The sequence below is a fragment of the Mycolicibacterium llatzerense genome (assembly GCF_000878195.1).
Lineage (GTDB): Bacteria > Actinomycetota > Actinomycetes > Mycobacteriales > Mycobacteriaceae > Mycobacterium > Mycobacterium llatzerense.
In genome coordinates this window covers 1-25,059 of sequence record NZ_JXST01000062.1, presented here as the reverse complement: position 1 = coordinate 25,059, position 25,059 = coordinate 1, and the positions used below count along the sequence as shown (strand labels likewise).

Below are 25,059 nucleotides of genomic sequence, written 5' to 3'. Positions count from 1 at the left end.
GGGCCGGGTGGGCGCACTGCTCGATGATCCCCGTCTTCTTCACACCCTGCGCGAAGTATTCGATGCCCGAAGGTCGGCCGTCGATCGCGGTGTACCTGCGACTGACGTTTCTCAAGTTCCAGGCACTCCGCCTCGGCAGTCTCAGGCCATGAAATCAAAGGCGGTCTGTGGGGTCACGATCTGTCGAGTGTCGACGTAAGCATCGAGCGTCTAAAAGTGTTCGGAAGCAGGTGCGGACGAGTGGAAAAGAGCCGATGGAGACAACGAGTGGAGGAGGGCCGATGGAGACACCTAGTGGAGGTCGCTCGCATATAGAGGCGGATGCGCATCGTGCACTTGCCACCGAGGGCCTCGCATGCGCTGAAGTGACGGACGCGCTGGGACGAGCGCATCGACACCGAGCACACGTCACCGGGCTCGTGAGCCCCGTGCCCACACGCCGCCTGTTCGGCCGAGTCGTCACGATCTCGTTCTTCCCCACGTGCGCCGAGAGACTCGGCCCGGACGAGTTCAACTTCGGCCGACTGTTCCATCAAGCGGTGCAGGGCGCCGCGACCAATCCCGAACACACTGTCCTGGTAATGGCCAGCAACGGATACCCCGATGTGTCACTTGCTGGAGGGACGAAACTCTCTCGACTCACCAACGCCGGCCTCGCGGGGGTGCTCACCGACGGTCGTCTCCGTGACTTCGACGAACTGGCCGAAGAACCGTATGCGGCCTGGTGCTCGGGAGAGGCTGTCGCCTGGGGTGGAGGCGCGGTCACGCCGTTCCAAGCGAACGTCCCCGTCGTCATCGGAGGAGTCGGTGTGCATCCTGGACAGTACGTTTTCTGTGACTCGTCGGGGGCCGTGTTCATCCCGGAGGCCGACATCGACGAAGTGCTCGAAACCGCGCACCAGATCCGACGCGACGACGCATTCCACCGCACCGCGATTGCGCGAGAAAGTGCTGACGACGCACACGGGACCGAGCGTTGACTCAGCAAGCCCCCGATCGGGCGGCGCCGGGCGACCGGTCGGCAAGTCTGCCGGCCCTCGTCGAAAGAGTGCCAGAGGGTTGGACGCGTGCGATCTACAACGGGCGAACATACGGATTGGCCCGCACCACCCGGGCAGGTGGGCGAAGTATTACGATCTTCGCCGAAGAGCTCGGCGGCACCGACCTGATCAGCGCGAACGTGTACCGCACCGGCGCGGCCGACCACCTACGCGCCTGTGAGATGCCCACCGCCAAGGTGCTCGCGTTTCTCCGCGCCTGGACGCCCGCATGACTCAGACCTGAGCACCGCTCGGCGCGTTGGTGCTGGGACGGAAACTCCGCCAGCCGGTTGACCCTCGTCGGATGCTGGGGGATCACGCCACCATCGACGTGCAGCTGGGCCCGACGACCGAAACGTTTGGTTACCGCAGTCAACGAGACGACAGTCGACTGATCGTCGCTTGCGGGCTGTGGCAGGAGCTACGGCCGTGCGATCGCGATGTGCGCCAGCCCCGAGAGGTTGACGAGCACCTCCTGCGGCTTTTGGACGATGACGGCGAGCACGCCCTGGCAATGCGCGCATCGCAGGACTGCCCCGATGGCGGTCACGAAGGCGTTGGCCCGTGCGAGTTCGAAGACGAGATGACAGCTTCCGCATCGTCCGATTGCGGCGGTGATTTCGATGCCGACAGTGTCGGCGAAGAGCCCGGCGAGCGCGTTTCCGTCGAGGTGGGTCATCCGCTGCCTCCGAAGCGTTCCGTGCGTATCCGGGTGGGGTCGTGGCCGAGTTGGAGAAGCCAACCGGCGATCGTCTCGACGAAAGGTGTCGGTCCGCAAAGGAAGATGCGCGGTGTCGCCGTGGCAGGAAAGACGAGATCGGCGACCGACTCCGGAGTCAGTCGCCCGGGCGCACGTGGCGATCCTGGGGGAGATGTCCGCGTGTGCACGACGTCGACGGTGGTCTTCGACAGCGCCGAGAGCTCCTCGGCGAAGAAGACGTCTTCGGGCGTCCGGACCGAGTACAACAGGCGGAACTCGGCATCGACGGTCTCGTGCTCACGCGCCACGGCCATCGCGAACAGCGGGACCACGCCGGATCCGCCGGCAATGAGCTGAACCGGGGAACGGTCGAGTTCGGTTGGGATCCAGACGAAGTACCGTCCCAGGGGGCCGTGCACCTCGAGCTCGTCGCCTTCCGCGAGCTGGTGGACGAGGTATGGCGAGACTTCACCCGAGGGGAGTTCGTCGATCGCCAGGATGACTCGAGTCGTCTCGCCCGACGACGCGACCGAGTAGGACCGGGTCGCCTGATAGCCGTCCGGGGCGGTGAGGCGGACGTCGAGGTGGGAACCGGCGGGGTTTCCCGGCCAGGTCGGCACGTCCAGCTCGAGACGGACCGCCGACGCGGTCTCTCGACGGCGGCTGGCGACGCGTCCGACGTGCCAGCTCGCCCGGATCGGAGACCTCACCAGTAACGTTCCTCGCGCCACGGATCACCGCGGAGGTGATATCCGTTCTGTTCCCAGAACCCGGGGTCGTCGTTGGGCATCATCCGTATCTCGCGGACCCACTTGGCGCTCTTCCAGAAGTAGAGGTGGGGCACGAGGAGACGTGCGGGTCCGCCATGTTCGGCAGTCAAGGGCTCGCCCTCTGCCTCGGTGGCGATCCACGATTGGCCTTCGAGGAGATCGTCGAGGGGCAGGTTGGTGGTGTAACCGCCGTGGCTTCGGACCATGACGTAGTCGCAGGAGGTCTCGACGTCCTCGAACAGCCGGTCCAGGGGCACTCCGCGCCAGGCCATGTCGAGCTTCGACCAGTGGGTGACGCAGTGGATGTCGGTGACGATGTCCTCTACGCCCGCGTTCTGGAGCGTGTTCCAATCCCATCCGTGCTCGGTGCCTGTCTCGGTCGTGATGGTGAACGTCCATTCGTGCGCCTCGATGTCGGGCGTCAGGCCGGCCGTGAGGACCGGCCAGTCGTCGACGAGCGTTTGGCCCGGTGGCAACCGTGCGTCGCTGGCCCCGCGACGACCACCAAACCCGCTGTTGATCACTGGCATGGGAAGCTCCTTCGCGGGTCACGCGTGTGGGTGTGCTCATGGGGGCGCCGACGTGAAAGTTGTACTGCAGAGTACATCTGGCTGTGAGGAGATCGCAGCGTTCACTCCAAAGTGTGTCGTGCCCTTCGGCTGACTCTTGAACGTGTGCTGCGGATCTTGGCTTATACCTGGTAGCGGCGCAGGGCCGCGACGGCGTCGTCGAGCACGTCGCGCATGATCTCGATCCGGCCGTGGACCGAGGCCAGCAGGAATCCGCCCTGCAGGGCCGCGACGAGGCTGGCGGCGAGGCGGTCTGGGTTGGCGTCGGAGTCCAGTTCACCGCGCTGCTGAATGCGGCGCAGGCCGGCAGCGAGATGTCCCTCCCAGATGCGGAATGCAGCGGCGAGGGCTGGTCGGTATTCCTGGGAGTGCTTCAGGTCGGTTGCGAGGGTCCCGAGGGGACATGCGAACGGACGGTCTTCGGCCGGTTGTGCGTCCACGACGCGTGACACCCATCTGTCTAGACCCTCCCAGGACGTGATCGCCTCGGTGGTGTCTTGGCCGTCGAGGACGACGGCGAGTTCGCGGTCGATGACCGCTTGGACTAGTTCGGTCTTGTCGCGGAAGTGGCGATGGAGCTCCTTGGGCTCGGCGCCGGAGGCGCGGGCGACGTCGCCGGTCGAGGTCGCCGCGATGCCGTGGTGGTACATCGTCGCGGCGGCGGTGTTGACGATCGCCGCACGTGCGTGCCGGTGATGCGATGGTGCCGACGCGCTGCGGGCGGCAGGGGGGGTGGCCGATTCATTCACGGGTTCGCCAAAGGGAGGTTGCTTCACTGGATTTCCTCCGAGGCGAAGACCGTGAAGGTGCGAGCGGGTCGGCCCGTGACCCGCTCGACGGTGTCGTTGACGCGGTCTTCGGCGCCGGCACTGATCGCCACGTCCATGGCAGCGAGCACCTGTGCAAACTCTGCGGGGATTCCATGGGCGGCGATACGCCGAGCAGCTTCGTGCGCCGATACGGATCGATGCCGAATGGTACGGCCGGTCTGTTGGGAGAGGATCGCGGCGGCATCGGTGTAACTGAGCGCCTTGGGGCCGGTCAGGAGATGCTCGGTGTTGTGCGCGCGGTCATCGGACAGGGCACACCCGGCGACCGCCGCGATATCCGCTGCATCGACGAACGCCACTTTGCCGTCGCCGGTGGCGGTGACGATCTCACCGTCTCGCACTCCCCGAGCGACGAGGTGATCGCCGGTGAAGTTCTGCATGAACCATGACGGCTGCAGCACTGTCCATTCCGGCATGGCCGTCTTGACGAGATGGTGGACGGCGCCGAGCCCCGGCGTCCCCTCGGGCACTGCGGACGAACTGAGCGCCACGACGCGCCGCACCCCCTGATCGAGGGCCTCGTCGAGGAAGGTCTGTACCAGGGGAACCGGATCGGCAACTCCCATGGGAGCGATGAGGTAGATCGCCGAAATACCTTGCAAGGCAGCCTTATACGTGTCGCGGTCCTCCCAAATGAACTGAATCTGCCCAGTCGACTGTGGTGTCCTCGTCGCGAGTCGTGTTGCCACGCCACGCTCCGCTAGATCGGCGGCAACCCGGCTGCCCGTCGTTCCGGTGGCGCCGGTGATCAGCACCCTATTCATGTGTTGGCCTAGAAAATGCGCGCTGCAGCTGCTCGGACTTCGTCACCATGAAACTCTCCCGACGTTGTGGACGATACGGGACCGTCCTACTGAACTTACGCCGGTCGGGCCAGTATCGTCCATTCGCTAGACTCCGGTGATGACCCGTCGCACGCCTACCGGTGCAGCTGTGCTGCAGCCCGGGATCACCAAGGCCATCACCGAGGCGGTCCTTGCCGAGTTGGCGGAGCGGGGTTATGCCCGACTGTCGATGGAGGCGGTCGCGAAACGCGCCGGGGTCGGCAAGAGCGCGCTCTATCGACGCTGGCCCTCGAAGCTGAACATGACGTTGGCTGTGGTCGCCGACTTCAGCGTGGGCCGGGCCGAGATCCCGGATACCGGCTCCCTCGCAGGGGATGTGCGTCAATCCCTGGAATCACTGACGCACTGGCTGTCTCATCCGCAGTTCTCTCGGATCCTTGCCGACCTGGTAGCGGAAATGGGCCGCAATCCCGAGTTGGGCGACTTCGTCGAGGGCATGATCGGGCAGCCGCGCCGGGCACGCGGGCGGATCCTTCTCGATCGAGCGATCGCGCGCGGCGAACTTGACCCCGACGTCGACCTCGAATTTGCTCTGGACTTGTTCCCCGCGCCGATTTACTGGCGACTCCTGGTGCGAGACGGTGAGATCGAGCCCGAATACCTCGACAAACTCACCGATTTCATTATCCGAGGCCTCGGCGCACACTGACTTTGGCAGCCACGGGCGCCACACGATGATCAGACGTGGGTGAGTGCCGGGGTGGTTGGCATCCGTTACACGGCTGGGCGTTTCCGCTGCAGCCCAAAGGGCGACCTGTCGCCGCGGTCGTGTAACGCCGCGCCCCATCGGAGGCACTCCCGTTCCGGAAGCGGTTCACCCAGCGGCGGAAGAAGCCAATGTCTTTGGGCGATGTCATATCTCGCCTGTATCGCTCACCCGTCGCGTCTCCGGTGGGGCAAGTCGCGGTGCGGTGCGCACTCGCGTTTGCCATTGCATGGATCGGTGCCCTGAAGTTCTCCACTTATGACGCCAAATCGATGCTGCCGCTCATGACGAGCAGCCCGCTAATGAGCTGGGTCCAGAACGTCTTCTCGGTGACGGCCATCTAAGCCGTGCCGGGTGTCGTCGAAGTGGCAGCCGCCGCGCTGGTCGCCGTCCATCGTGGGCAGTGTGATGGCAATCGGGATGGTCGTCACGACGCTCAGCTTCATGTTCACCACCCCGGCGTGAGGGCGCCCCAAGCCGGCGATCGCGAGGCCATGAAGGCCGTCTGGCGCGGTGCGTTTCGACGACGAGTTCCGCCGCATCCTCGCCTTCTCGAGGGCGCCCATGAGGGTGGTGCGGAAGGCGTCCGCATGATCCTGCCGATCACCGATCCCCACACCGTGCAGCACGGCGCACTCGGTTCGTTCCCAAGCATCTGTCTCCCCCGTCGACGAATCGGGATTCGGTCATCGATCGACTGCGTTCCCTGGATCGTTCCCTGGATGAGGTGCAGGCCGTCCACATCCGAGAGGGGGCCGCCGAGACCTACGGTCAGACCGCCTACGTACACACTGCGACGCCTTCTGGGTGGCCACCACGCTGGTCTCGGAGCACCCGAGCGTGTCCGCCGGATAGCTACCACGCCGTCGCCCGCGATCACCGTCTACCACGAAGGTTATCGCCATCGGCGATGTCAGCGATCGGCATTCTGGGGGTTCTGCGTGGCGGGCGTCACGCACACCATGGCTATGCCGAGTTACGAAACCCACTAGCCAGGAGTTCTCCGTGAAGCCCAAGAATTTCTCCGTCAACGAGCGAACCTACGTCCTGCACGACAAGCCCGTGGTCGTCATCTGCATCGACGGCAGCGAACCCGACTACCACGTCGAAGCCATGGCAGCGGGCAAGATGCCTTGGTTGAGCGGCATTCTCGACGGCGAGTCGAGCAGCACGTGGGCGGCCCACTGCGCCATGCCGGCACTGACCAACCCGAACAACCTGTCGATCGCCACGGGTCGCCCGCCCGTTGCCCACGGCATCTGCGGCAACTACATCTTCGACACTCAGACGGGCGAAGAAGTGCTGATGAACGACAAGAAGTACCTGCGGGCACCGACGGTTTTCGCCGCGGCCAACGAGGCCGGCCTGGACGTGGTGGTCGTGACGGCGAAGGACAAGCTGCGCCGTCTGCTGGGCGCCGGACTGGTCGAAGAGGGTCCCAGCCTCAGCGGTGACGCCATCCAGTTCATGGCGCCGTCGAGGAACGGAATCTGCTTCTCCGCCGAGAGGGCGGACACGGCGACGGTGTCTAGCAACGGCATCACCGACGTGCTCGACCTGGTGGGCATGCCGCTGCCCAGCGTGTACTCCGCGGAACTGAGCGAGTTCACGCTGGCTGCCGGCGTGGCCATCCTGCAGACGCGGGGCGCCGACCTGATGTACCTGTCGCTGACCGACTACATTCAGCACAAGAACGCCCCCGGGTCCGACGTCGCGAACGACTTCTACGCCATGATCGACGACTATGCGGCCAAGCTCGACGCACTCGGTGCCGTCGTCGTCATCACCGCGGACCACGGGATGAGCGCGAAGACCGACGCGAGTGGCACGGCAAACGTCATCTACGTCGAGGACGAGGTGCGTCGGATCCTGGGCCACCCGGCGGGTGCTGCTCCCGACGCGGAGAACGGGGTTCGGGTGATCCTGCCGATCACTGATCCCTACACCGTGCATCACGGCGCGCTCGGTTCGTTCGCGAGCATCTACCTCCCGAACGACGCCCCCGTGAAGGACGTCGTCGAGGGCCTGCGCACCATCGACGGTGTCGAGCAAGTTCTCGAGCGCGAGGAGGCGGCTGCCCTGTACAGCTTGCCCGCCGACCGCATCGGGGACGTCATCTTGCTTTCAGCTGCGGGGACGGCGGTTGGACGCTATGAGGCGTGGCATGACCTCAGCGGTTTGGACGCCCCGCTTCGCTCACACGGAGCATTGGGAGAGTTGCAGATCCCGTTCATCGTCAACCGTGCCTTGCCGAGGCCCGCGCCGCTCGACGAGCCGTTCGGAGACACCGCGTACGTGCACAACTACGACGCTTTCTGGGTCGCAACGACTCTCGTTGCCAACGTGGCCAAGCACGGTCGCGATCGCGCCTCGGCTGCTCGCGTGTCTTGAGAAGTCTGAGGTCTGGAAATGACAAACTCGCAACGACGCGCCCCGTCAGATCTCTTCGTCAGTGATTCATCGTCTCTCCGTGAAGTCACCGAGCAGGAGTTCGCCAAATACAAGTGGCGGATGTTGCTCGCCACGATGTTCTGCTATCTGTTTTTCTACACGGGCAGACAAACTTTCGGGTTCGCCATCCCGGGAATACAAGCAGAGCTCGGTCTGAGCAAGTCCACCTTGGGCGCCATCAGTGGCGCAATGCTGTGGTGCTACGCGGTCGGCCAGATCGTCAACGGCAACCTTGCCGACAAGTTCGGCGGCCGCCGCGTGATGGCCCTCGGTGCCGTTCTGTCCACCTTGTTCAACTGGTTCACCAGTTTCTCGGTGGGCCCACGATCCCTCGGTGCGCTGTGGGGTGCCAACGGGTTCGTCCAGGCAATGGGATTCCCGTCGGGTGGCAAGGTCATCTCAGGCTGGTGGAGCACCCATGAACGCGGCAAGAGCTTCGGCTTCTACAACTTCGCCGCCGGCCTTGCCTCCGTGCTCGCGTTCGTGACCTCGACGTTGGTGGTCGAGGTCTTCGATCTCGACTGGCGATGGATCTTCCGGATCCCCGTGCTGCTGATGCTGGTCGGCGGTGTCGTGTTCTTCATCATCGCGCGCGACAACCCCCGCCAAGCCAAGATCAAGCCCCCGCCCTCCTGGGAGGCCGATCAAGACCAACCCAGTCAGCACTTGGATTCGGCCGGTCAGACACGTGGCGTCAAGTCCGTGGATCGCTACAAACTGATGCTCCGGAATCCGAAGGTCTGGGTGACGGGTTCGGCCCTGGGGTTCAACAATGCTGCACGGTACGGGTTGCTGATCTGGGTCCCGGTGTACCTGCTCGGTAGCGACTGGAAGTCAGACGGCTCGAAGATCAGCCCACTGTGGGTCTCGGTGGCTCTACCCGTCGGCATGGCGCTGGGGGCGCTGGTCAACGGCCAACTCTCCGACCGGATCTTCAAGTCTCGGCGGGATTATCCCATCGCGTTGTTCATGGGCCTCGGTGCCGTGACCGCCGTGGCGATGTACCTCCTGGCACTGCCGATCCTGCCCGAAATGGGGCTGATGTTCTTGCTCGGGTTCTTCGTCTACGGACCGCATTCGACGTTCTGGGCGCTCAGCACCGACATTGCCGGCAAGGCGATGGCCGGTACGGCGATCGGTGTGGTCAACTTCTTCGGTTACATCTTCGCCGGGGTTGCCGAGCCCTTGATCGGGCACATGATGGACATCACGGGCAACACCGCGTTGATCTTCCCCGTGGTAGCCGGAGTGTGCACGTGCAGTTGCCTTCTCGCCTTGACGGTCCGCCGCTGACCGTCGCCGTTCTCGGCGTCTCGTCTGAGTCTTACTCGGGACACCGGGGACGGATGGCAAACTGACGAAGGTTGCGGCGATGTCCCAGCAGCGGAGAGGGCGACGGCATGATCTCGCTTAACCAGCTCGAAATCTTCGCCGCGGTGGTCGACTGCGGTGGATTCTCCGGTGCGGCCAAACGCTTGTTCATGAGCCAGTCGTCTGTGTCGAGCCACGTTCGAGCACTTGAGAATTCACTCGGAGTGCAACTGGTCCAACGGACCAGCCGCGGAGCGCGAGCTACCTATGCCGGCGAGGTGGTTCTTCAACACGCTCGCGAGGTGTTCTCCGTACTCGAGCGCTTGGAAGGTCAAGTGGCACAACTGCAAGGCCTCAAGACCGGCCGCCTGGCCGTGGCGGGCACCACCACCTTGGGCACCTATCTCCTGCCTCAACTCGTCGCCGATTTCTCGACGCGGGTCCCGGGTGTCGACTGCCAAATTCGCGTGGGCAACGAGGACGTGGTCGAGGCGTGGCTTCTCCAAAACGAGGTCGCCTTGGCACTGTGTGCCGAGGAACCTAAGGACGAGCGCCTGACCACCACGCCGATGTTCGAGGAACGAATGCAGCTCATCGGGCCGGCAGATTGCCCATTGCGGTCACGGGTGCTCAACCCCGCCGACATCGCCGATCGGCGGTTCATTTTGCGGGAAGTTGGCTCGGCGACTCGCCGACAGCAGGAAGCGGCTCTGGCGGCTTGGAACCTGCCGCACGTGGAGCGGTGGGAGATGTGGGGACCCGCCACACTCAAGGAATCCGTATGTGCCGGGCTGGGTTTGAGCCTCATCTCCGAGCACGCGATCACCCGCGAACGCGCCTCGGGTTTGCTGGTGGTGCTCGCGATCGAGCCGCCACCTCCACGTCGCACCGTCTCGCTGGTGACACGAGCCGGTCGCGCACTCACTCCGCCAGAACGCGCCTTCGTCGAACTCGTCGGCACCCTCGCCAAGTGGCCCGAACCTGACGTCGAACTCATCTGACACCATCAATCCCGCCAGAAGAGCACGCTATTCGGGCATGTACCCAAGGAAGATCTACTTCGATGACCACGTCCGCCATAGATACGCTGTCGATCAACCTAGCGCTGCCCACCGAGGGGGTCCATCCGCCCTCCGCCGCCCTCTACGACGAGGCCGAAGCCGACCGCTTGGCGTTTTGGGCGACCCAGGCCGAGCGCTTGTCGTGGGCGAAACCCTTCACCGAGGTCCTCGACTGGTCGGAGGCTCCGTTCGCGAAGTGGTTCCCCGACGGCAAGCTCAACGTCGCCTACAACTGCGTGGACCGCCACGTCGAGGCAGGCAACGGTGACCGGGTCGCCATCCACTGGGTCGGTGAACCGGTCGACGAGAGCGAGACGCTGAGTCGATGACAACTCGCTCGCATGCTGGTCTACCGAAAGTTGTTTCAGCAGTGGCCTGCCAAGTCGCCAGGCGTGGAACGAATACTCGAACTCGTTGACGGAGGCGGGCGCCAGGGCGAGTGTCATCGGGCGTACCCTCCAGTACATTGTGACGATGCGGTTACCTCCATCCCTGGGATCGGTACGGCCATTCCTCGACGAATGTCAAACGGGCTGTGCATGCGTCGTGCGATGACGGATGTCCGTTAGGTCGGCATCGCGTGACGAACTGTTCCGTGTAGTACATTCACCGAAGGTCGTCATGAGCCCAGGAAGGCGTATGAGCACCCCAACCAGAACGGTCTTCCGCGGCAGTAGCGGAGAGTTGGTCGGCAAGCTGGAGATGCCGAGTGACGCCCCGACAGCGTGGGCTTTGTTCGCGCACTGCTTCACATGTGGCAAGGACAACTCTGCTGCAGGCCGGATCTCGCGTGCGCTGGCGAGTCGTGGTGTCGCGGTACTGAGGTTCGACTTCACCGGCTTGGGGGAGTCCGACGGCGACTTCGCCGCGACCGGCTTCAGTTCCAACGTCGAGGACTTGGTCTGCGCTGCAAACTATCTCCGTGATCAGTTCAGTGCCCCGGCGGTACTGATTGGGCATTCGTTGGGCGGGGCGGCCGTCTTGGCCGCCGCGCCGCAGATTCCCGAGGTTCGCGGTGTCGTCACCATCGGCGCCCCGGCCGACCCCTTCCATGTCGTCGGAATGCTCGGCGACGTGACGCCCGTCGTCGAATCGGGTGAGGCCACGGTGTCGATCGGGGGGCGACCGTTTCGCGTGCGTCGCCAATTCCTCGACGACATCGCGATGCAACCGCAGCGCGAGCGCATTTCCACCCTCGACGCCGCGCTGCTCGTCATGCATGCCCCAACAGACCAGATCGTGTCGGTGGACAACGCGCGAATCATCTTCGACCTTGCCCGTCATCCGAAGTCGTTCGTCGCTCTCGACGGCGCCGACCATCTTCTCAGCGATCGAGCCGATGCCGAGTACGCGGCAAACGTCCTCGCCGCATGGGCGAGCAAGTACGCAACGGCCCCCACGACGACCGCCGAACCGATTGTCGACGATTTGGCCGAGGGTGCTGTCCGGGTCGCCGAGAGCGGTCCCGGCAGACTCACCCAGCAGATCAGCGCGCGTCGGCATCGGCTGACCGCGGACGAACCCCGCCCCGTCGGCGACGACGCCGGCCCGACGCCGTATGACTTGCTCCTCGCCGCGCTCGGTGCCTGCACGTCGATGACGGTGCGGATGTACGCCGATCGCAAGCAGTGGCCGCTGGAACGCATCGTCGTCGATTCGCGCCACTTCCGCATCCACGCCAAGGATTGCGCCGAATGCGAGACCGCCACGGGGATGGTCGACCGGATTGAACGCGACATCACCCTCATCGGCCCGCTCGACGCCGACCAACGCGCCAAGCTGCTCGACATCGCCGACCGATGCCCGGTGCATCGCACCCTTCGTTCCGAAGTGTCCATCCATACCGCTGAAGCACCAAGACAGAGGCTGACATGACCCAAGATTCAGAATTCGACGTCGTCGTCATCGGCGGCGGCCCCGGTGGTGCCTCAGCGGCGCAGTACCTCATCGCCGAAGGCCTCGACGTGGCCTTGATCGAGGAGCGCCTCATCGGCGGCGAATGCCACTACTGGGCGTGCAATCCCACCAAGTCGCTGCTGCGTCCGATCGAGGTGCTGGCCCTGGCGAAGGCGGTTCCCGGCGCCCGAGAAGCCGTCGGGCCGGGCCAGCTCGACGTCGCGGCCGTCTTCGCGAAACGCGACGCCATCGTCGACCATCTCAACGATGACGGCGCCACCGCTGGGTTGCAGCAGAGTGGGCTGACGGTGTTCCACGCCCGTGGGCGGCTCGCCGGCCAACGGGAGGTCACCGTCACCCACCCCGACGGCCGCGAGGAGACCATCCGAGCGCGCCAAGCGGTCGTGCTCGCCACCGGTACCCGCCCCGCCATCCCCGACGTGCCCGGGCTGGCCGACGCGCACCCCTGGACCAACCGCGAACTCGCGGCGATGACCTACGTGCCACCACGAACCCTGATCATCGGCGGCGGCGTCGTCGCCGTCGAGTTCGCCACCATCCTCGCCGGCCTGGGCTCCAAGGTCACACTGCTTGCGCGCGGCGGCGCCCTGCTGCGCAACTCCGAGACCGTCGCCAGCGAAATGGTCACCGAGTCGTTGCGGCGCAAGGGAGTAGACCTTCGCTTCCACGCTCACCCAGCTGGCGTGGCCCGACCGGTCGCGGGCGGTGCCGTCAGCGTCACCGTCGGCGAGGAGACCGTCGAGGTCGACGAGGTCGTCGTCGCCGCGGGCCGGGTCGTCAACACCGATGCCCTCGGCTTGGACACCGTCGGGCTGCGTGGCGGAGACTTCGTGCTCGTCGACGACCACTTGCAGGCGGTCGGAGTCGACGGCGCCTGGCTGTACGCGATGGGCGACACCACCGGTCGCGCGCTCTTGTCGCATCTGTCGCAATACCACGCAGTCGTGGTCGCCGACGTCATTGCCGCCCGCGCACGAGGCCGTCAGCTCGCCGACGACGAACTGATCGCCCGCGACCCGCACAACCTTCCCCAGGTGGTGTACACCGACCCACAGGTCGTCGAAGTGGGACGAACCGAAAGCCAGGCGCGCGCAGACGGATTCACGGTCACGACGAGCACCGCGCGGTACCCGGAAGCCGTACCCGACCTCCTCATCTTCCGCGACGGCTTCGACGCCTGGGCGAAACTGGTCATCGACGCCGACACTGACACCCTGCTCGGCGCCACCTTCGTCGGACCCGAGTTCGCCGAACTCGCCCAAGCGGCCACCCTCGCCGTCGTCGCCAAGGTGCCGATCGAGACACTGCGTCACGTGGTGGCGCCGCACCCGTCGGTCAACCAGATCTGGAACCCGCTCCTCGCCCGGCAACGGGAACGTACAACCGAGTAGGCCGCTCGGTCTTGGGAAGTCGACTTCCCTGGGAGGTAATACAGCTGGCGAACCCGGGGGTTGCCAAACCATTCACGAAAGCGTGCATTGCGTTTCCGGCCCTGCTCATAGGCGAGAAGGGTTACGGACAAGTGGTGGGCAGGTGACGGGGCCAAAAGACGCTGAACACTACGAGTGGTTCACCGCCTTCATGCACGCACGCAACGCGACGCTCATCACCCGTCTCTTCGTGGCCGCCACCTCGCTGGCGATGTCAGCGGCAACGCTGGTACTCCTGATCGGCGCCGGCGGCCCGCAGCACCAGCCGGCGCAGACAATGATGTGGCTCGCCGTGGGCGGAGGAGTCGCGGGTGCGGTCTTATGGCTATTGCGGTGGCCCTCTCGAATGCAATCGATGGGGTTCGCCGCGATTGCCACAGGGTCAATCGCGTTGGCCTGCTTGGCCTACCCCGACCATCTGGCGGCACTTCTGGGATGCATTGCGTTCACCACCATCGCCGCCTACGTGGCATTCTTCCACTCGCCTTCCATGGTTTTCGGTGTCTTCCTCGTCGTCGCGGCGGTAGCGCTGAGCCATGTCGTCGAGCTGGCCGACGACGGACGCATCGCGCTGGCAACAGTCGACCTGTTCTTGGTGCTGCAGGCAAACCTCGCCGTGGCGATATCCATTTGCAGTCTGCTGCGGACAGTGAAGGGAGACTTGGCCGCCGCCGATCTCGACCCCTTGACCGGACTTCTGAACAGGCGCGCCTTCCGCATGCGGATACCGAGCCTGCTCTCCCATCACCAGAGCGCGAGAGGCGGATACCTGCGCATTGCAGTGGTGGATCTCGACGACTTCAAGTCTGTCAACGACACCCACGGACATGCTGCCGGCGACCGAGCGCTGGTGGCGGTCGCCGGCGCACTCCGGTCGGCCTCCGCACCGACTGCCGTCATCGCACGCAGCGGCGGGGAGGAATTCCTCATTGCCGATGTCGCGCCTTCACACCGCGACGTGCTGCACTATCAGCGCATCTGTGCGGCGATCAGGGAACTGCCCATGCCCGTCACGGCCAGCATAGGCACGTCGTGTGTGGCGCTGGACTCGCTGTCCCGCCATGTCCTGGACGAGGCCATGGAAAACTTGATCGGCGCCGCAGACATGGCCATGTACCGCGCAAAACGGAACGGCGGCAACCAATGTCACCATCATGGCGTATGGCGCCCTGCCCCGCCCAACGACTAGCGAGCGCCGACAGCTTCAGTTTACGTCGTGCCGTCAGCGGTCCCGCCTGCCACCGCCGAGCGGTGCGGGCCATCCATTGCCGCGATCAACAGAGCCAAATCTCGACGTCTCGACGAGGCCGGCCATCCAGCCCACGTCCGTCGCACGAGCGGCTCGCCAGCCAGCGGCATCCACAACAACGAGCTGGGAAACTGATGCAGATACCCACGCGGAACCAGCGCGAACCGCCCACCCATGCTCAATTGGGCAAGCTTCACCTCCGGCACCTGGCCCCTGGCATCAGCAGTCTCTGCACCGGCCCCGATTCCGTGATTGCGGAGGACGGCCACCATGTGGTCATGCCATGTCGGACTGTCGGACCTCGGGAAACCGAGCCACTGCAGACTCCCCAAGTCGTCCAACCGTAGGTCAGCCGTGCCCAGCCGCAAACGATGAGCTTGCTCGGTGGCTACCAGGACACCCAAGGGTTCCTCGGCGACAAGAGCGACATCGAGGTTCTCACCAGTAGGCCGCTCTCGTATAAGCGCTAAATCCAACGTGCCTCTCCTCAGCGCTTCCAGTTGAGCAGGACAGGGCAGTTGCGAGAGCTGGACAACCGTATTGCGAAAGCGTGAGGCCGCCAGCTTGGAGAGTGCATCGGTAAGCGGCTGGATCGTCATCTCAGCAGGAACGGCGATCCGCAATGGAGCGCCGACATCCGGCGAGATGTTCGCCACCTTGGCTAGGACCGTTTCGAACCGGCCAATCAAGGTGCGTGCTTCACTCAGCAATACGGCCCCCGCCGGAGTTGGTGATGTCCCGCCTGGCCCCCGCACGAGCAGCCGCACATTGAGGGATTCCTCTAGCGCCGCGAGGCTTTGGGACACTGCAGGTTGGCTCACGTCCAGGCTGCGAGCTCCCGCCGAGAGGCTACCGGCCTCAGCCACTGCGACGAACGCACGCAGATGCCGAATGTCGATCCGCGGCTCCATCTAGCGATATACCCCTCCGGCGTCGTACCCGACGTTTACTAGGGGTGCAAGGCGTAGGGCGGAGACACCTCGGTCGTAGAGTTGCATCTGCAGGATCTCCTTAAACCTCGGGGCCGCATGGTTTTCGCGGCTCGCCAAGGATCTGAGCTGTCAGCGGTGTCGTGACGTCCGAGTTTCATACCGGTGTTTGGATACGACGCCAGCCCCACGCTCCAGTATGAACGGCAGTTGCCGTGATACTGTACCACTCCGTACACTGTCGGCGCGGCCGCCATCTTTGAGGCAGGAGTACAAGTGTCAACGTCACACCGAACCGAGATTCGTGAACGCTTCCTTCTAGTCGAAACCGCCAACGTCTCTGACGTATTGGATTCCATGGGGTTAACCAATCAGGCCCTGTCGGCCGACTTTGTGCCGCGTTCGGGCATGCAGTTGGCAGGCTGGGCTTACACGATCAGTGGCGATTCGATCAGCGGTGGCCCCCCGACCGACGAACTCAAGGTGCAGGCATGCGCCGGAGTGCAGGACGGCGACGTCACGGTGTGGTCGGGGTCCGGACACGGCGCCTGCTACTTCGGGGAGTTGATAGCTCTGGGTCTCCAGACGCTCGGCTGCCGCGGTGCCCTCGTGGACGGCGGAGTGCGCGATATAGCCTGGCTCGAGCAGGCACATTTCGCCACCTTCTCCACCTACCGCACGCCTGTTCAATCGATAGGGCGGTGGCAGGTGCAAAGCTGGGCCCAGCCGATCCTCCTTCCAGGGGCCAACGTTGAGGCTGTGACCGTTAGCCCCGGCGATTTCGTCCTCGGCGACATCGACGGGGTCGTGGTCATTCCTGCTGAGCATGTCCTGCAGGTCCTAGAGCGTTCAGAGGCGGTCACCGAGCGTGAGCGGGACATCAGGGTCGCCCTTCAACAGGGCATGAGTCTGCAAGACGCGATTGCGACCTTCGGCTCCATTTAGCAAAACATCTGCGTAACAACCGATTCAGACATAGCAACGCTTGGGACCCGCAGGATGCTCGAAACATCGACGTGCGTCTCGCCAGACGTCCATAATCGCACGATCATGGTTACCGCATTCGTGCTTTCCGGAGGGGGGAGCCTGGGCGCCGTACAGGCGGGGATGCTCCTCAGTTTGTTCGAGGCGGGCGTCACGCCGGACATGGTCGTCGGCACGTCGGTGGGCGCATTCAACGGAGCGTGGGTAGCCGCCCGACCCGATGTCGCCGGAACCAAGGATCTAATCGGTGTGTGGCACTCATTGTCCAAACGAGACGTGTTTCCCACCCGCCTGAGTACCAGCGTGCTCTGCATCCTCGGGCGACGCCGACACTTCGCATCCGGTGACGGATTACGACGCATCCTTGATCAGCACCTACGCTTTCAGCTACTCCAGGACGCCCCCACGCCGTTTCATTGCGTGGCAACCGACGTGCTGTCAGGGGAAGATGTGCTGCTCTCGTCGGGAGATGCGGCCGACGCCATCGCCGCAAGTGCGGCCATACCCGCGATCCTCCCGCCGGTGTGTATCGACGGCCGGGACCTGATGGATGGTGGCGTCGTCAACAACACCCCGCTGTCGCATGCCGTGGGACTCGGCGCCGACGTCATCTACGTGTTGCCAACCGGCTACGCGTGCGCTCTGCGATCTGCACCCAAAGGCGCGATGGGTTTGGCAATGCACGCAATGACGATCGCGATCAACCAGAGGCTCGCCAACGATGTCGACCGCTTCGAGGGCGCCGTCGACATCCGTGTGATCCCACCGCTGTGCCCGGTTCGCGTTGCGCCAACCGATTTTTCCCAGGCCGCGTCGCTGATCGAACAGTCCCACGCCGCCACCCATGACTGGCTGCGGCGCGCACATAGTGCGGTGGGGCAGGCCTCTCTGTTGGAACCGCACCGGGACAATTGATGACCCGTGCCACCGCCTGGCACGTGTGTGCCTGCTGCAGATTGCATAGAGCAAGGTCAACCACCAAAGGCGCTGGACACCAACGGGTTACGATCCAAACACCGATGCCCACTGGTGGCGGCGACTATAGGCCAGAGGGACGTCGAGGTGACCGGGCTCCTGGACCGTTCGCGCAATCAGCCAGCTGTGCGCGCAGTCGAATCCGGCTCCGCGATAGGCGGGAAGTGACCGTTCCAAGTGGAATCCCCAGGAGGATCGCGGTGTCGGCATAGGTGAGACCCTCGACGCCAACGTAGTACAGCACGTTCTGAAAGCCCTCCGGCAGCGAACGCAGTGCTTCTTCTATTCGGCGGTCGGACAGACCGTCCAAGGCCTCGTCTTCCGCCGAGGGCGCGAACCGTGCCGAACGAGAAGTAATGCCAACGATCCCGATATCAGCAATTGCATCGACGCTAAAGGTCTCTGGGCGGCGTTGTTTCAGCCGGTGGGAGCTGATCCAGCGGTTGTGCATGATCCGATAGAGCCACGCCCTCAGATTTGTGCCAGGCTGGAAGCGGTCGAATCCCAGGAATGCGTTCATCATCGTGTCCTGAACCAGATCCTCCGCATCAACATCCCGGCGTGTGAGTCGCCGGGCCGAGCAGAGGAGCGCGGCACGATAGGGCAGGGCTTCACGTTCGAACCGCTCGGCAAGCGCCGGTGCCGACCCAGCTGGACACCTGGCGTTGGGCGCATCTCGAACCGTGTTCACCTGATTCGACAGTGCCTCCGCGCCGCCCTGAAGCAGAAGGGCAGTCATTGTGCGGAGATGCTCACGTAGTGGCCCGTCGCGCCTATTTCTCTGTATGATGACAATTGACTTTCCTTTAACGGACCCGATGAGCGCGTCAGTGTGCTGGGTACGTACACCTATTCACGCAGCGATTTGTTGGCACCGGTACGTCAGTGCCGGGTGTCTCCACGATCGGCAGTCATCGACGCACTCGGGGCGATAGCCTGTAGGGCGTCTGCGAGCGTCAATATCGCGACCCCTAGTAGGACGATATCCTTGATAAGGAACTGGCCGGTCATCGACAGGAGCGGGAATCCGCCGGCCGACGCCTCGCCCACCCCAGGAGTGGTGAAAAGAAATGTCAGGGTGCTCACGAAGAGCAGAATTGCCAAGAGGCTCCCTGCTACCGAGATCGCAGGAAACCACGGCTTCACGACCAACAGTAGGGCGGTGACGATCTCGACGATACCCAGCATCAGCGAAAAAGCGTCAACGCTGAGCAAGTGATACATCCAACCCATGAAGGGACTATTCGACACCAAGGGCTGGATGTTCTGCGCCTCGTATGTATGGAACTTCAAAATTCCTATCCACCCGATGACACCAGCCAAGCCGTAACGCGCGACGATATTGCCCACAGAACTAACCGCAGACTCGGCATTCGACAATCTAGACATGACGACTTTGATATCCGTAGCCATTAGTGATTCCTTCCGTTGTGGAATTTCGGGACCGTATACGTCTAATATGCCCGAGTGGGGCATATCGTAAGAATTAGGCGGGGCGTGAACCGCATGTAAATGTACTTGCGACTGGATACAGGGCAAAAGATACACCGGAGCTATAGAGGGTGCGACCGCATGTCGGCTGATAAACGATCGTCTAGAAGTAGTGCTTTTACTTAGGTATCACATTCGCTTATGGCGGTTGTTTCATTCGGCGTTGCATTTCAGAAAGATCGCACACTCAAGCGGTCGGAGTCCGCGTCAGTGCGCCAACGGCGAACTCCGCTGCCTCTACCGCCATCCCGTTGTCCTTGTAGGCGCTGTGCGCTGCGCGATCTCGGCCGCCGGGAGAACAAACTGGATCGCCTGTTTCGCAGAGCTGGATCGTCTTGGCCAGGTAGGGATTGCCGATGATGATGGGTGGTGCGTCGCGCTGGAAGAGTGCCATGAAACCGGCTCCTGGGGTCCCGAAGAGGGTCACCGCGGCGATGTGGTCGGCCATCGCCGCGGGCATGGGGCCCGTGATGCCGGTCGGGAGTTCATAGTCCATCGGGATCGTGTCCTCGAGGGTGTAGCCGACCACTGCGGCACCCTGTGAGTAACCCCCGAGGACGATCTTGGTGCTCGGGCAGGTAGTCGCAATGGACTGGACCTTGTTGCGCACGTCGATGATGCCTTCGGCTGCGTGTTTGAAGTCGAGCGATGCAGGATAGTTCGCCGCGTACACGTCCATGGACTTGCCGCCTAGGCGGTCGCTCACGGCGTCAATGAAGGCTTGTCCGGTCGCACCGACTCCTGGCTGTTCAAACGTCCCCCGGGCAAAAATCATCTGAACACTCGGACAGTCGGGTTCCGCTTCTGCGGTCCCGGTGGCCGGGGAAAATGGCGTGAGCATCGCAATGACGGAAAGGCCTGCGGCGGCCAACCTACCGCAGGGTTTCGGTCGCCTGTTGCGGTGTGCGGCGGCACTGATCATCATGAGTGTTCCTTTGCAGAGATGTCGTATGCGTCGAGGCGTGGCATCAGGCGGCTGGGATCGACGGGTGCAAGCGAGTGGCGTTCGTGAACTTGAGAGGGTCGTGGTTGGCGCCGTCCGCGGTCGCTTGTGAACCGATGCTGTGGGGATGAAACGGCCTGCCGTTGCCTTGGTTTGACTGATATGGCGGTCGCCTCCATCCGTGTCCTCGCTGGGTTTGCGGTACTCGCGATTCTGTACCGCGAACTGTACTACGGGGTACAGACACTCGCTCGGTGGTGTGGCTGTCGCCATCGTCGATGAGATCGAGGCCATGATCGAGGTCGCCTCCCGATGTGAAAGGCATTGCGGCCGAGAAGATCCGAGGAGTCAATCGCCCGTAATCCGGCAACGTCACCCGTCGGCACGAAGGCGGCTATGCCGAGGGGCACTGCGGTCTACCTTGGTGAACACGTGAATGGCCCGCACACCGACACTGGGGGTAGATCGCAAGGGTCGACGGGCTCTGGTGCGCAGGGGTGCTGTGACGATCGAGACCTTTTGATCTGAAGTCCTAAACCGTTCGCCTCTTCGAGGCGGGGCTGCGCCTTGGGTTGAAGGCAATGCCTGCAATCACCGGTACTCGGGGTTGGCAAATCCGAATCGGGAACCGGCATCCCACTCTGCGCGTTGATTGCCGTACGCGGGAACCCCACCTGCTGAGCGCAGCAACGATGCGATGTGCATCAGGTTGTAGGTCATGAAGGTGGTGTTGCGGTTGGTGAAGTCGTTGTCCGGGCCGCCGGACCCTTCGTCGAGGTAGGACGGGCCTGGCCCGGCCGGGCCCACCCAACCCGCATCTGCTTGTGGCGGAATGACGTAGCCGAGATGCTGCAGGCTGTAGAGAACGTTCATCGCGCAGTGCTTGACGCCGTCTTCGTTACCGGTGATGAGGCACCCGGCGACGCGTCCGTAGTAGGCGTACTGCCCAGCGTCGTTGAATAGTCCCGAGCAGCCGTAGAGTCGCTCGATGACCCTCTTCATCACTGAACTGTTGTCGCCAAGCCATATCGGCCCGACGAGGACGAGGATGTCGGCGGCGATGATGCGTTCGTAGAGTGCGGGCCAGTCGTCGGTGTCCCAGCCATGCTCTGTCATGTCTGGATAGACCCCGGTGGCGATGTCGTGATCGATGGCTCGTATCTGGTCCACGGCGACGCCGTGCTTTTCGAACAGGGCGCGACTGATGTCGGCCAGACCTTGGCTATGGCTGCGCTCAGGCGACTTCTTCAAAGTGCAGTTGACGAACATCGCCCGTAGGCCATCAAAGGCAGGTGCTGCGTCGTCGTCTGGCGCCGCGATCTCGTTCACGGTGAGGTTCCCGTCTCGCTAGGCTTGCCCAAAATTGGACTGTGTGCGGCAGACTGTACTACGAGGTACACGGATGCGTCGCTGTTCGTGCCGGATGGACTCACCAAGCCCGCCATGACGTTGCCATCTCCGATCCTGGTCTGCGGAAAGGGCTGCAGCCGTGTGCTTCCGAGCGGACATCCGTCGACCTCCGATGGAGGCGGCTGAGTCACGCGGTGGCCATTGGGCTCTACAGCGGATCTCGTGCGTTGGCTTGCCGACCGAGGGCCACCGACTGGGTTTTACGCGTCGTCGAAAACGCCAACGAGAGTCGAGAGCCTACCAAGATGACATGGCCGGGTGGACCGCAGATCGTTCTTCGGTGCTGGTGATGCTCCCACCCCCAAGGCCATGTCCGGGAAGACAGAAAGATGTCGGACTGCCCGATGGTGAATTGCGTCCCGCCGTAGCTGACAGAGCCGCGGGCCGACGCCAGTGAAATCCCGGGAAACGTCAGGCTGAGCGCAGTCGAGCAGGGCCCGAGTCGTCGATCCGCCAGTCGCGTCGTGGATCCTGCGGTTCCGGAGCAGCTTCGGCCGCCAGGGACGTGATATGGCGGCCAAAAGTGCAACCGCCAGGGTATTTAGGCGACGATGATGCAGCGACGCGCTACCTTCTCGCTGGGGGAGTTCGACGTGGCGGCGGTCCGCTACCAGCCGCGCTCGGCGAGCCGATGAGGCTGCGCGATGTCCTCCACGTTGATTCCGACCATTGCCTCACCCAATCCGCGCGACACCTTGGCCAGCACGTCCGGGTCGTCGAAGAAGGTGGTGGCCTTCACGATCGCCGCGCCGCGCTCCTCGGGGTTGCCCGACTTGAAGATGCCCGATCCGACGAAGACGCCCTCGGCGCCCAGCTGCATCATCATCGCCGCATCGGCCGGGGTGGCGATGCCACCGGCGGTGAACAGTGTCACGGGCAGCTTGCCGGCCCGCGCCACCTCGACCACCAAGTCGTAGGGCGCCTTCAGTTCCTTGGCCGCGACGTACAGCTCGTCTTCCGACAGGGAGGTCAACCGGCGGATCTCGCCGCCGATCTTGCGCATGTGCGTGGTTGCGTTGGAGACGTCTCCGGTGCCGGCCTCGCCCTTGGAGCGAATCATCGCCGCTCCCTCGCTGATGCGACGGACCGCTTCGCCGAGGTTGGTCGCACCGCACACGAACGGCACGGTGAACTTCCACTTGTCGATGTGGTTGGTGTAGTCGGCCGGGGTGAGAACTTCGGATTCGTCGATGTAGTCGACGCCGAGGCTCTGCAGGATCTGCGCCTCGACGAAGTGTCCGATGCGTGCTTTGGCCATGACCGGAATGGTCACCGCCTCGATGATGCCCTCGATCATGTCGGGGTCGCTCATCCGCGACACGCCGCCCTGAGCGCGGATGTCGGCGGGCACGCGCTCGAGCGCCATCACCGCGACGGCGCCCGCGGCCTCGGCGATGCGGGCCTGCTCGGGGGTGACGACGTCCATGATGACGCCGCCCTTGAGCATTTCGGCCATCCCGCGCTTCACGCGAGCGGTGCCAGTCTGGAGCGGGGACGGCATGGGCTGTGACGGAGGGTGATTCGTCGTCGATGCGGGAACAACCTGCGACTGAGGCGTTCGCGGACTTGTGGTCGTCGTGTTCATAGGTGTTGCCGCCCTTGGGTGGTGGTGAGCATGCCGCTGGTGCATGACGGGATCTGCGCTAGAGCGCAATATCGATGAGCCGCTGACACAAGTCGCCGAAGGAAAGGCCCGCGGCGTCGGCAGCCCGAGGAAGGAGGCTGGTCAGAGTCAACCCAGGCAACGAGTTGGCCTCGATGAAGGTTGGGATGCCGTCACTATTCTCTCGGAAATCGATTCTGCAATAGGAGTATTCATTGAATCCGATGGCGGTGGCGGCGGCTATCGCACTGGTCTGGACAACGGTTTCGTACGCGGAGTCCACCTCTGCGGGGCAGGTCTCGATTGCGCCCCCGCGCTGATACTTGGCCTCGTAGTCGAATATCGCACGCGGAGCGATGATTTCGACCAGCGGTAGCGGCTCGTTCTGCACGACACTTGCGGTGATCTCCCGTCCAGGAAGGAACTCCTCGACGATGAGGGTTTCGCTTCGGTCTGCGATGTCGAAGACCTGACGTCCGTTCCCAAGGAGCACCACGCCATGCGTCGAGCCGCCGTGAACGGGTTTGACCACAACGGGTTCCGGTCGAGCTGTGAGGCTTGGATGATCTGAGCGGCGGTCACCAGGTTTCACCATCCAGCTCGTGGCGATGGGTATCCCCGCCGAGGACACCAGCCTCTTGGACAGGTCCTTGTCCCATGCTGTGGCGCAGGTTTGTGACGGAGCCCCGGTATGGGGCACGCCCAGCATCTCCAGGTAGCCGTGTAGGCGGCCGTCTTCGCCGTAACCGCCGTGCAGACAGTTGAACGCTATGTCCGTACCACGGAGAGCCTCTGTCGCAACTTCAGAGAAGAAGCCGTCGCGAAAGGCGTTATGGGCGTCGTGCAACTCCGTTGGTGAGGGAAAACGCAACGGAACGCTGCGGGGGAGGTCGTCGATGCTGACAACGAGTGTTGGTGACCCCGGATCGCATACGGTGACCACGTGCCCGGCGTCGCGCAACGTACGGCCGACGACGCTGCCGGAAGCTAGGGAGACGTCCCTCTCGGCTCCGGTACCACCGGCAAGGACGAGAACGTGCATCAGGGAACGACCATTTCCTCTCTCATGCAGGGCGGTGCTCGACCTCGGGATCGCCGCAGCCTGAAGTGCGTACGTTTGGACGCCTGGCATTTGACTGGCGAGCCAGTTCCCGTCAGGGCAAGCCGAGACGGAGCGCGCCGTTTCTCCAGGCCTGGCGCACGACCGGGGTGCCGGCCGACATGTCGACGGCCGCCAGATCAGCACTGAGACCTTCCGCTATTTGGCCGCGGTCGGTGAAGTCGGCAAGGCGCGCCGGGCCTTGGGTGACCGACTAAACGAGACCGAAACTGATCACTCCCGAATCTCTAGCTTCGAGACATTGACGGTCGTAGCATTCAGTTAGGAAGGAGCCGGCACTGCAACGTACTAGCGCGTATCAGCTATCGGTGTAGCTCGGCGATTCGTAAGGACGATGCAGAATTCGTTGCCCTCAGGGTCTTGCACGACGACGACAGTGCCTTCCGGATACTCGGGACGCTCACCAGTCGCGCGGCCACCAACTTTCAGAAACGCTCTCGCCTGGTCGACGTCGTGCGCAGCCACCGCCACCTTGGCGGAGACAACAGCCGCATTGCCGAAGACCGCCAGCTTCACTGTGAAAACCGCCAGATGCCACAAGACCGGACAGTGATTATCATTACGTGAATGCTGTTGCGAAAGAGCTGATTTGATCCACTACTGGTAACCCTCAGTATTCGATTCAGCCGTAATCCGGTGATTGTTGATATCGATAGGGTCGGCAGTTTCGGGATGGGCGGCTGGCAGCAGCTGTGATGGACTCACACTTGGCAAGCCCTTTGGGC

The 25,059-nt window shown here is 63.6% G+C and carries 26 protein-coding genes and 1 pseudogene; 13 read left to right on the top strand and 14 right to left on the bottom strand.

All coding sequences use genetic code 11. The annotated features are described in order from the left end of the window. The first annotated feature begins 365 nt into the window (after nucleotides 1-365). Together TL10_RS27655 and TL10_RS27650 are read left to right on the top strand one after the other, a co-directional pair. Nucleotides 366-980, top strand: a complete 615-nt coding sequence (locus tag TL10_RS27655; protein WP_412770115.1) for an RraA family protein — start codon at nucleotides 366-368, stop codon at nucleotides 978-980. Further along, entirely contained in the window at nucleotides 977-1,273 is a 297-nt protein-coding gene (locus TL10_RS27650) for a peptide methionine sulfoxide reductase (protein WP_234711555.1), read from the top strand. The genes TL10_RS27655 and TL10_RS27650 overlap by 4 nt, the downstream gene beginning before the upstream one ends. Before the next feature lie 188 nt (nucleotides 1,274-1,461). Here the strand turns inward: TL10_RS27650 and TL10_RS27645 are convergent, their stop codons facing one another. From TL10_RS27645 to TL10_RS27625, 5 genes are all read right to left on the bottom strand, one after another. Further along, nucleotides 1,462-1,719, bottom strand: coding sequence for a DUF6510 family protein (locus TL10_RS27645; RefSeq protein ID WP_043988184.1), 258 nt, complete (start codon nucleotides 1,717-1,719; stop codon nucleotides 1,462-1,464). Then, entirely contained in the window at nucleotides 1,716-2,450 is a 735-nt protein-coding gene (locus TL10_RS27640; protein ID WP_043988183.1) for an FAD-binding oxidoreductase, read from the bottom strand. The genes TL10_RS27645 and TL10_RS27640 overlap by 4 nt, the downstream gene beginning before the upstream one ends. Then, nucleotides 2,447-3,040, bottom strand: a complete 594-nt coding sequence (locus TL10_RS27635) for a molybdopterin-dependent oxidoreductase (protein ID WP_043988182.1) — start codon at nucleotides 3,038-3,040, stop codon at nucleotides 2,447-2,449. The genes TL10_RS27640 and TL10_RS27635 overlap by 4 nt, the downstream gene beginning before the upstream one ends. Nucleotides 3,041-3,201: 161 nt before the next feature. Beyond that, nucleotides 3,202-3,828 carry a TetR/AcrR family transcriptional regulator gene (locus TL10_RS27630; RefSeq protein ID WP_043988181.1) on the bottom strand — a complete coding sequence of 209 codons (627 nt, stop codon included), beginning with the start codon at nucleotides 3,826-3,828 and terminating at the stop codon, nucleotides 3,202-3,204. 23 nt (nucleotides 3,829-3,851) lie between these two features. Beyond that, the gene (locus TL10_RS27625; RefSeq protein ID WP_043988180.1) at nucleotides 3,852-4,673 is read right to left on the bottom strand and encodes an NmrA family NAD(P)-binding protein; all 822 of its coding nucleotides are present in this window, start codon (nucleotides 4,671-4,673) and stop codon (nucleotides 3,852-3,854) included. Between the two features lie 139 nt (nucleotides 4,674-4,812). Between TL10_RS27625 and TL10_RS27620 the strand changes: the two genes are divergently transcribed. Both TL10_RS27620 and TL10_RS32155 read left to right on the top strand, forming a co-directional pair. After that, nucleotides 4,813-5,403 (top strand): TetR/AcrR family transcriptional regulator, encoded by a 591-nt coding sequence (locus TL10_RS27620; protein WP_043988179.1) that lies wholly within the window; start codon nucleotides 4,813-4,815, stop codon nucleotides 5,401-5,403. A 188-nt stretch (nucleotides 5,404-5,591) separates the two neighbouring features. Then, nucleotides 5,592-5,804 carry a DUF417 family protein gene (locus tag TL10_RS32155; protein WP_079635428.1) on the top strand — a complete coding sequence of 71 codons (213 nt, stop codon included), beginning with the start codon at nucleotides 5,592-5,594 and terminating at the stop codon, nucleotides 5,802-5,804. Here TL10_RS32155 and TL10_RS31510 read toward each other — a convergent pair. Further along, nucleotides 5,760-6,089 carry a hypothetical protein gene (locus TL10_RS31510; protein ID WP_079635427.1) on the bottom strand — a complete coding sequence of 110 codons (330 nt, stop codon included), beginning with the start codon at nucleotides 6,087-6,089 and terminating at the stop codon, nucleotides 5,760-5,762. The two genes, TL10_RS32155 and TL10_RS31510, sit on opposite strands and share 45 nt — an antisense overlap. Nucleotides 6,090-6,465: 376 nt before the next feature. Between TL10_RS31510 and phnA the strand changes: the two genes are divergently transcribed. The 7 genes and pseudogenes from phnA to TL10_RS27580 all read left to right on the top strand — a co-directional run bounded on the left by phnA (nucleotide 6,466) and on the right by TL10_RS27580 (nucleotide 14,819). Next, nucleotides 6,466-7,851 carry a phosphonoacetate hydrolase gene (phnA, locus tag TL10_RS27610; protein WP_043988177.1) on the top strand — a complete coding sequence of 462 codons (1,386 nt, stop codon included), beginning with the start codon at nucleotides 6,466-6,468 and terminating at the stop codon, nucleotides 7,849-7,851. A gap of 18 nt (nucleotides 7,852-7,869) precedes the next feature. After that, complete coding sequence (locus tag TL10_RS27605; RefSeq protein ID WP_043988176.1) at nucleotides 7,870-9,204, top strand: MFS transporter; 1,335 nt, start codon at nucleotides 7,870-7,872, stop codon at nucleotides 9,202-9,204. A 107-nt stretch (nucleotides 9,205-9,311) separates the two neighbouring features. After that, entirely contained in the window at nucleotides 9,312-10,223 is a 912-nt protein-coding gene (locus TL10_RS27600; protein ID WP_043988175.1) for a LysR family transcriptional regulator, read from the top strand. 62 nt (nucleotides 10,224-10,285) lie between these two features. After that, nucleotides 10,286-10,606: pseudogene (locus TL10_RS27595) on the top strand (acetyl-coenzyme A synthetase N-terminal domain-containing protein); the annotation flags it as partial. A 316-nt stretch (nucleotides 10,607-10,922) separates the two neighbouring features. Continuing rightward, nucleotides 10,923-12,158 (top strand): bifunctional alpha/beta hydrolase/OsmC family protein, encoded by a 1,236-nt coding sequence (locus TL10_RS27590; protein WP_043988173.1) that lies wholly within the window; start codon nucleotides 10,923-10,925, stop codon nucleotides 12,156-12,158. Then, a complete protein-coding gene (locus TL10_RS27585) occupies nucleotides 12,155-13,591 on the top strand; it encodes a dihydrolipoyl dehydrogenase family protein (RefSeq protein ID WP_043988172.1) in 1,437 nt (478 codons plus the stop codon). Before TL10_RS27590 ends, TL10_RS27585 begins: the two co-directional genes overlap by 4 nt. A 142-nt stretch (nucleotides 13,592-13,733) precedes the next feature. Beyond that, nucleotides 13,734-14,819: a GGDEF domain-containing protein gene (locus TL10_RS27580; RefSeq protein ID WP_043988171.1), complete on the top strand. Its 1,086-nt coding sequence runs from the start codon at nucleotides 13,734-13,736 to the stop codon at nucleotides 14,817-14,819. Between the two features lie 20 nt (nucleotides 14,820-14,839). Here the strand turns inward: TL10_RS27580 and TL10_RS27575 are convergent, their stop codons facing one another. Continuing rightward, entirely contained in the window at nucleotides 14,840-15,790 is a 951-nt protein-coding gene (locus TL10_RS27575; RefSeq protein WP_043988170.1) for a LysR family transcriptional regulator, read from the bottom strand. Between the two features lie 294 nt (nucleotides 15,791-16,084). Here TL10_RS27575 and TL10_RS27570 point away from each other — a divergent pair, with 294 nt between their 5' ends. Both TL10_RS27570 and TL10_RS27565 read left to right on the top strand, forming a co-directional pair. After that, the gene (locus tag TL10_RS27570) at nucleotides 16,085-16,753 is read left to right on the top strand and encodes an RraA family protein (protein WP_074325339.1); all 669 of its coding nucleotides are present in this window, start codon (nucleotides 16,085-16,087) and stop codon (nucleotides 16,751-16,753) included. Between the two features lie 105 nt (nucleotides 16,754-16,858). Further along, nucleotides 16,859-17,707: a patatin-like phospholipase family protein gene (locus TL10_RS27565; RefSeq protein WP_043988169.1), complete on the top strand. Its 849-nt coding sequence runs from the start codon at nucleotides 16,859-16,861 to the stop codon at nucleotides 17,705-17,707. Between the two features lie 124 nt (nucleotides 17,708-17,831). Here the strand turns inward: TL10_RS27565 and TL10_RS30410 are convergent, their stop codons facing one another. The 7 genes from TL10_RS30410 to TL10_RS30775 all read right to left on the bottom strand — a co-directional run bounded on the left by TL10_RS30410 (nucleotide 17,832) and on the right by TL10_RS30775 (nucleotide 24,850). After that, nucleotides 17,832-18,506 carry a sigma-70 family RNA polymerase sigma factor gene (locus tag TL10_RS30410; protein WP_079635426.1) on the bottom strand — a complete coding sequence of 225 codons (675 nt, stop codon included), beginning with the start codon at nucleotides 18,504-18,506 and terminating at the stop codon, nucleotides 17,832-17,834. A 143-nt stretch (nucleotides 18,507-18,649) separates the two neighbouring features. Next, entirely contained in the window at nucleotides 18,650-19,156 is a 507-nt protein-coding gene (locus TL10_RS27560) for a YkgB family protein (protein ID WP_043988186.1), read from the bottom strand. Nucleotides 19,157-19,445: 289 nt separating this feature from the next. Further along, a complete protein-coding gene (locus tag TL10_RS27555) occupies nucleotides 19,446-20,180 on the bottom strand; it encodes a cutinase family protein (RefSeq protein WP_052506569.1) in 735 nt (244 codons plus the stop codon). Nucleotides 20,181-20,792: 612 nt separating this feature from the next. After that, nucleotides 20,793-21,470 (bottom strand): flavodoxin family protein, encoded by a 678-nt coding sequence (locus tag TL10_RS27550; RefSeq protein WP_043988167.1) that lies wholly within the window; start codon nucleotides 21,468-21,470, stop codon nucleotides 20,793-20,795. Between the two features lie 748 nt (nucleotides 21,471-22,218). After that, a complete protein-coding gene (pdxS, locus tag TL10_RS27545) occupies nucleotides 22,219-23,112 on the bottom strand; it encodes a pyridoxal 5'-phosphate synthase lyase subunit PdxS (RefSeq protein ID WP_043988166.1) in 894 nt (297 codons plus the stop codon). A gap of 142 nt (nucleotides 23,113-23,254) precedes the next feature. Further along, nucleotides 23,255-24,256 carry a D-alanine--D-alanine ligase family protein gene (locus TL10_RS27540; protein ID WP_043988165.1) on the bottom strand — a complete coding sequence of 334 codons (1,002 nt, stop codon included), beginning with the start codon at nucleotides 24,254-24,256 and terminating at the stop codon, nucleotides 23,255-23,257. 366 nt (nucleotides 24,257-24,622) lie between these two features. After that, on the bottom strand, nucleotides 24,623-24,850 hold the full coding sequence (locus TL10_RS30775) for a VOC family protein (RefSeq protein WP_110789245.1): 228 nt from the start codon (nucleotides 24,848-24,850) through the stop codon (nucleotides 24,623-24,625). Nucleotides 24,851-25,059 lie beyond the last annotated feature (209 nt).

Bases quoted from the DNA above. Each gene is read 5' to 3' on its own strand.
- TL10_RS27645 (WP_043988184.1), bottom strand. From the start codon at position 1,719: ATGACCCACCTCGACGGAAACGCGCTCGCCGGGCTCTTCGCCGACACT.
- TL10_RS27635 (WP_043988182.1), bottom strand. From the start codon at position 3,040: ATGCCAGTGATCAACAGCGGGTTTGGTGGTCGTCGCGGGGCCAGCGAC.
- TL10_RS27625 (WP_043988180.1), bottom strand. From the start codon at position 4,673: ATGAATAGGGTGCTGATCACCGGCGCCACCGGAACGACGGGCAGCCGG.
- TL10_RS27620 (WP_043988179.1), top strand. From the start codon at position 4,813: ATGACCCGTCGCACGCCTACCGGTGCAGCTGTGCTGCAGCCCGGGATC.
- TL10_RS32155 (WP_079635428.1), top strand. From the start codon at position 5,592: ATGTCTTTGGGCGATGTCATATCTCGCCTGTATCGCTCACCCGTCGCG.
- TL10_RS27605 (WP_043988176.1), top strand. From the start codon at position 7,870: ATGACAAACTCGCAACGACGCGCCCCGTCAGATCTCTTCGTCAGTGAT.
- TL10_RS27600 (WP_043988175.1), top strand. From the start codon at position 9,312: ATGATCTCGCTTAACCAGCTCGAAATCTTCGCCGCGGTGGTCGACTGC.
- TL10_RS27590 (WP_043988173.1), top strand. From the start codon at position 10,923: ATGAGCACCCCAACCAGAACGGTCTTCCGCGGCAGTAGCGGAGAGTTG.
- TL10_RS27585 (WP_043988172.1), top strand. From the start codon at position 12,155: ATGACCCAAGATTCAGAATTCGACGTCGTCGTCATCGGCGGCGGCCCC.
- TL10_RS27575 (WP_043988170.1), bottom strand. From the start codon at position 15,790: ATGGAGCCGCGGATCGACATTCGGCATCTGCGTGCGTTCGTCGCAGTG.
- TL10_RS27565 (WP_043988169.1), top strand. From the start codon at position 16,859: ATGGTTACCGCATTCGTGCTTTCCGGAGGGGGGAGCCTGGGCGCCGTA.
- TL10_RS30410 (WP_079635426.1), bottom strand. From the start codon at position 18,506: ATGACTGCCCTTCTGCTTCAGGGCGGCGCGGAGGCACTGTCGAATCAG.
- TL10_RS27560 (WP_043988186.1), bottom strand. From the start codon at position 19,156: ATGTCTAGATTGTCGAATGCCGAGTCTGCGGTTAGTTCTGTGGGCAAT.
- TL10_RS27555 (WP_052506569.1), bottom strand. From the start codon at position 20,180: ATGATCAGTGCCGCCGCACACCGCAACAGGCGACCGAAACCCTGCGGT.
- TL10_RS27550 (WP_043988167.1), bottom strand. From the start codon at position 21,470: ATGTTCGTCAACTGCACTTTGAAGAAGTCGCCTGAGCGCAGCCATAGC.
- pdxS (WP_043988166.1), bottom strand. From the start codon at position 23,112: ATGCCGTCCCCGCTCCAGACTGGCACCGCTCGCGTGAAGCGCGGGATG.
- TL10_RS27540 (WP_043988165.1), bottom strand. From the start codon at position 24,256: ATGCACGTTCTCGTCCTTGCCGGTGGTACCGGAGCCGAGAGGGACGTC.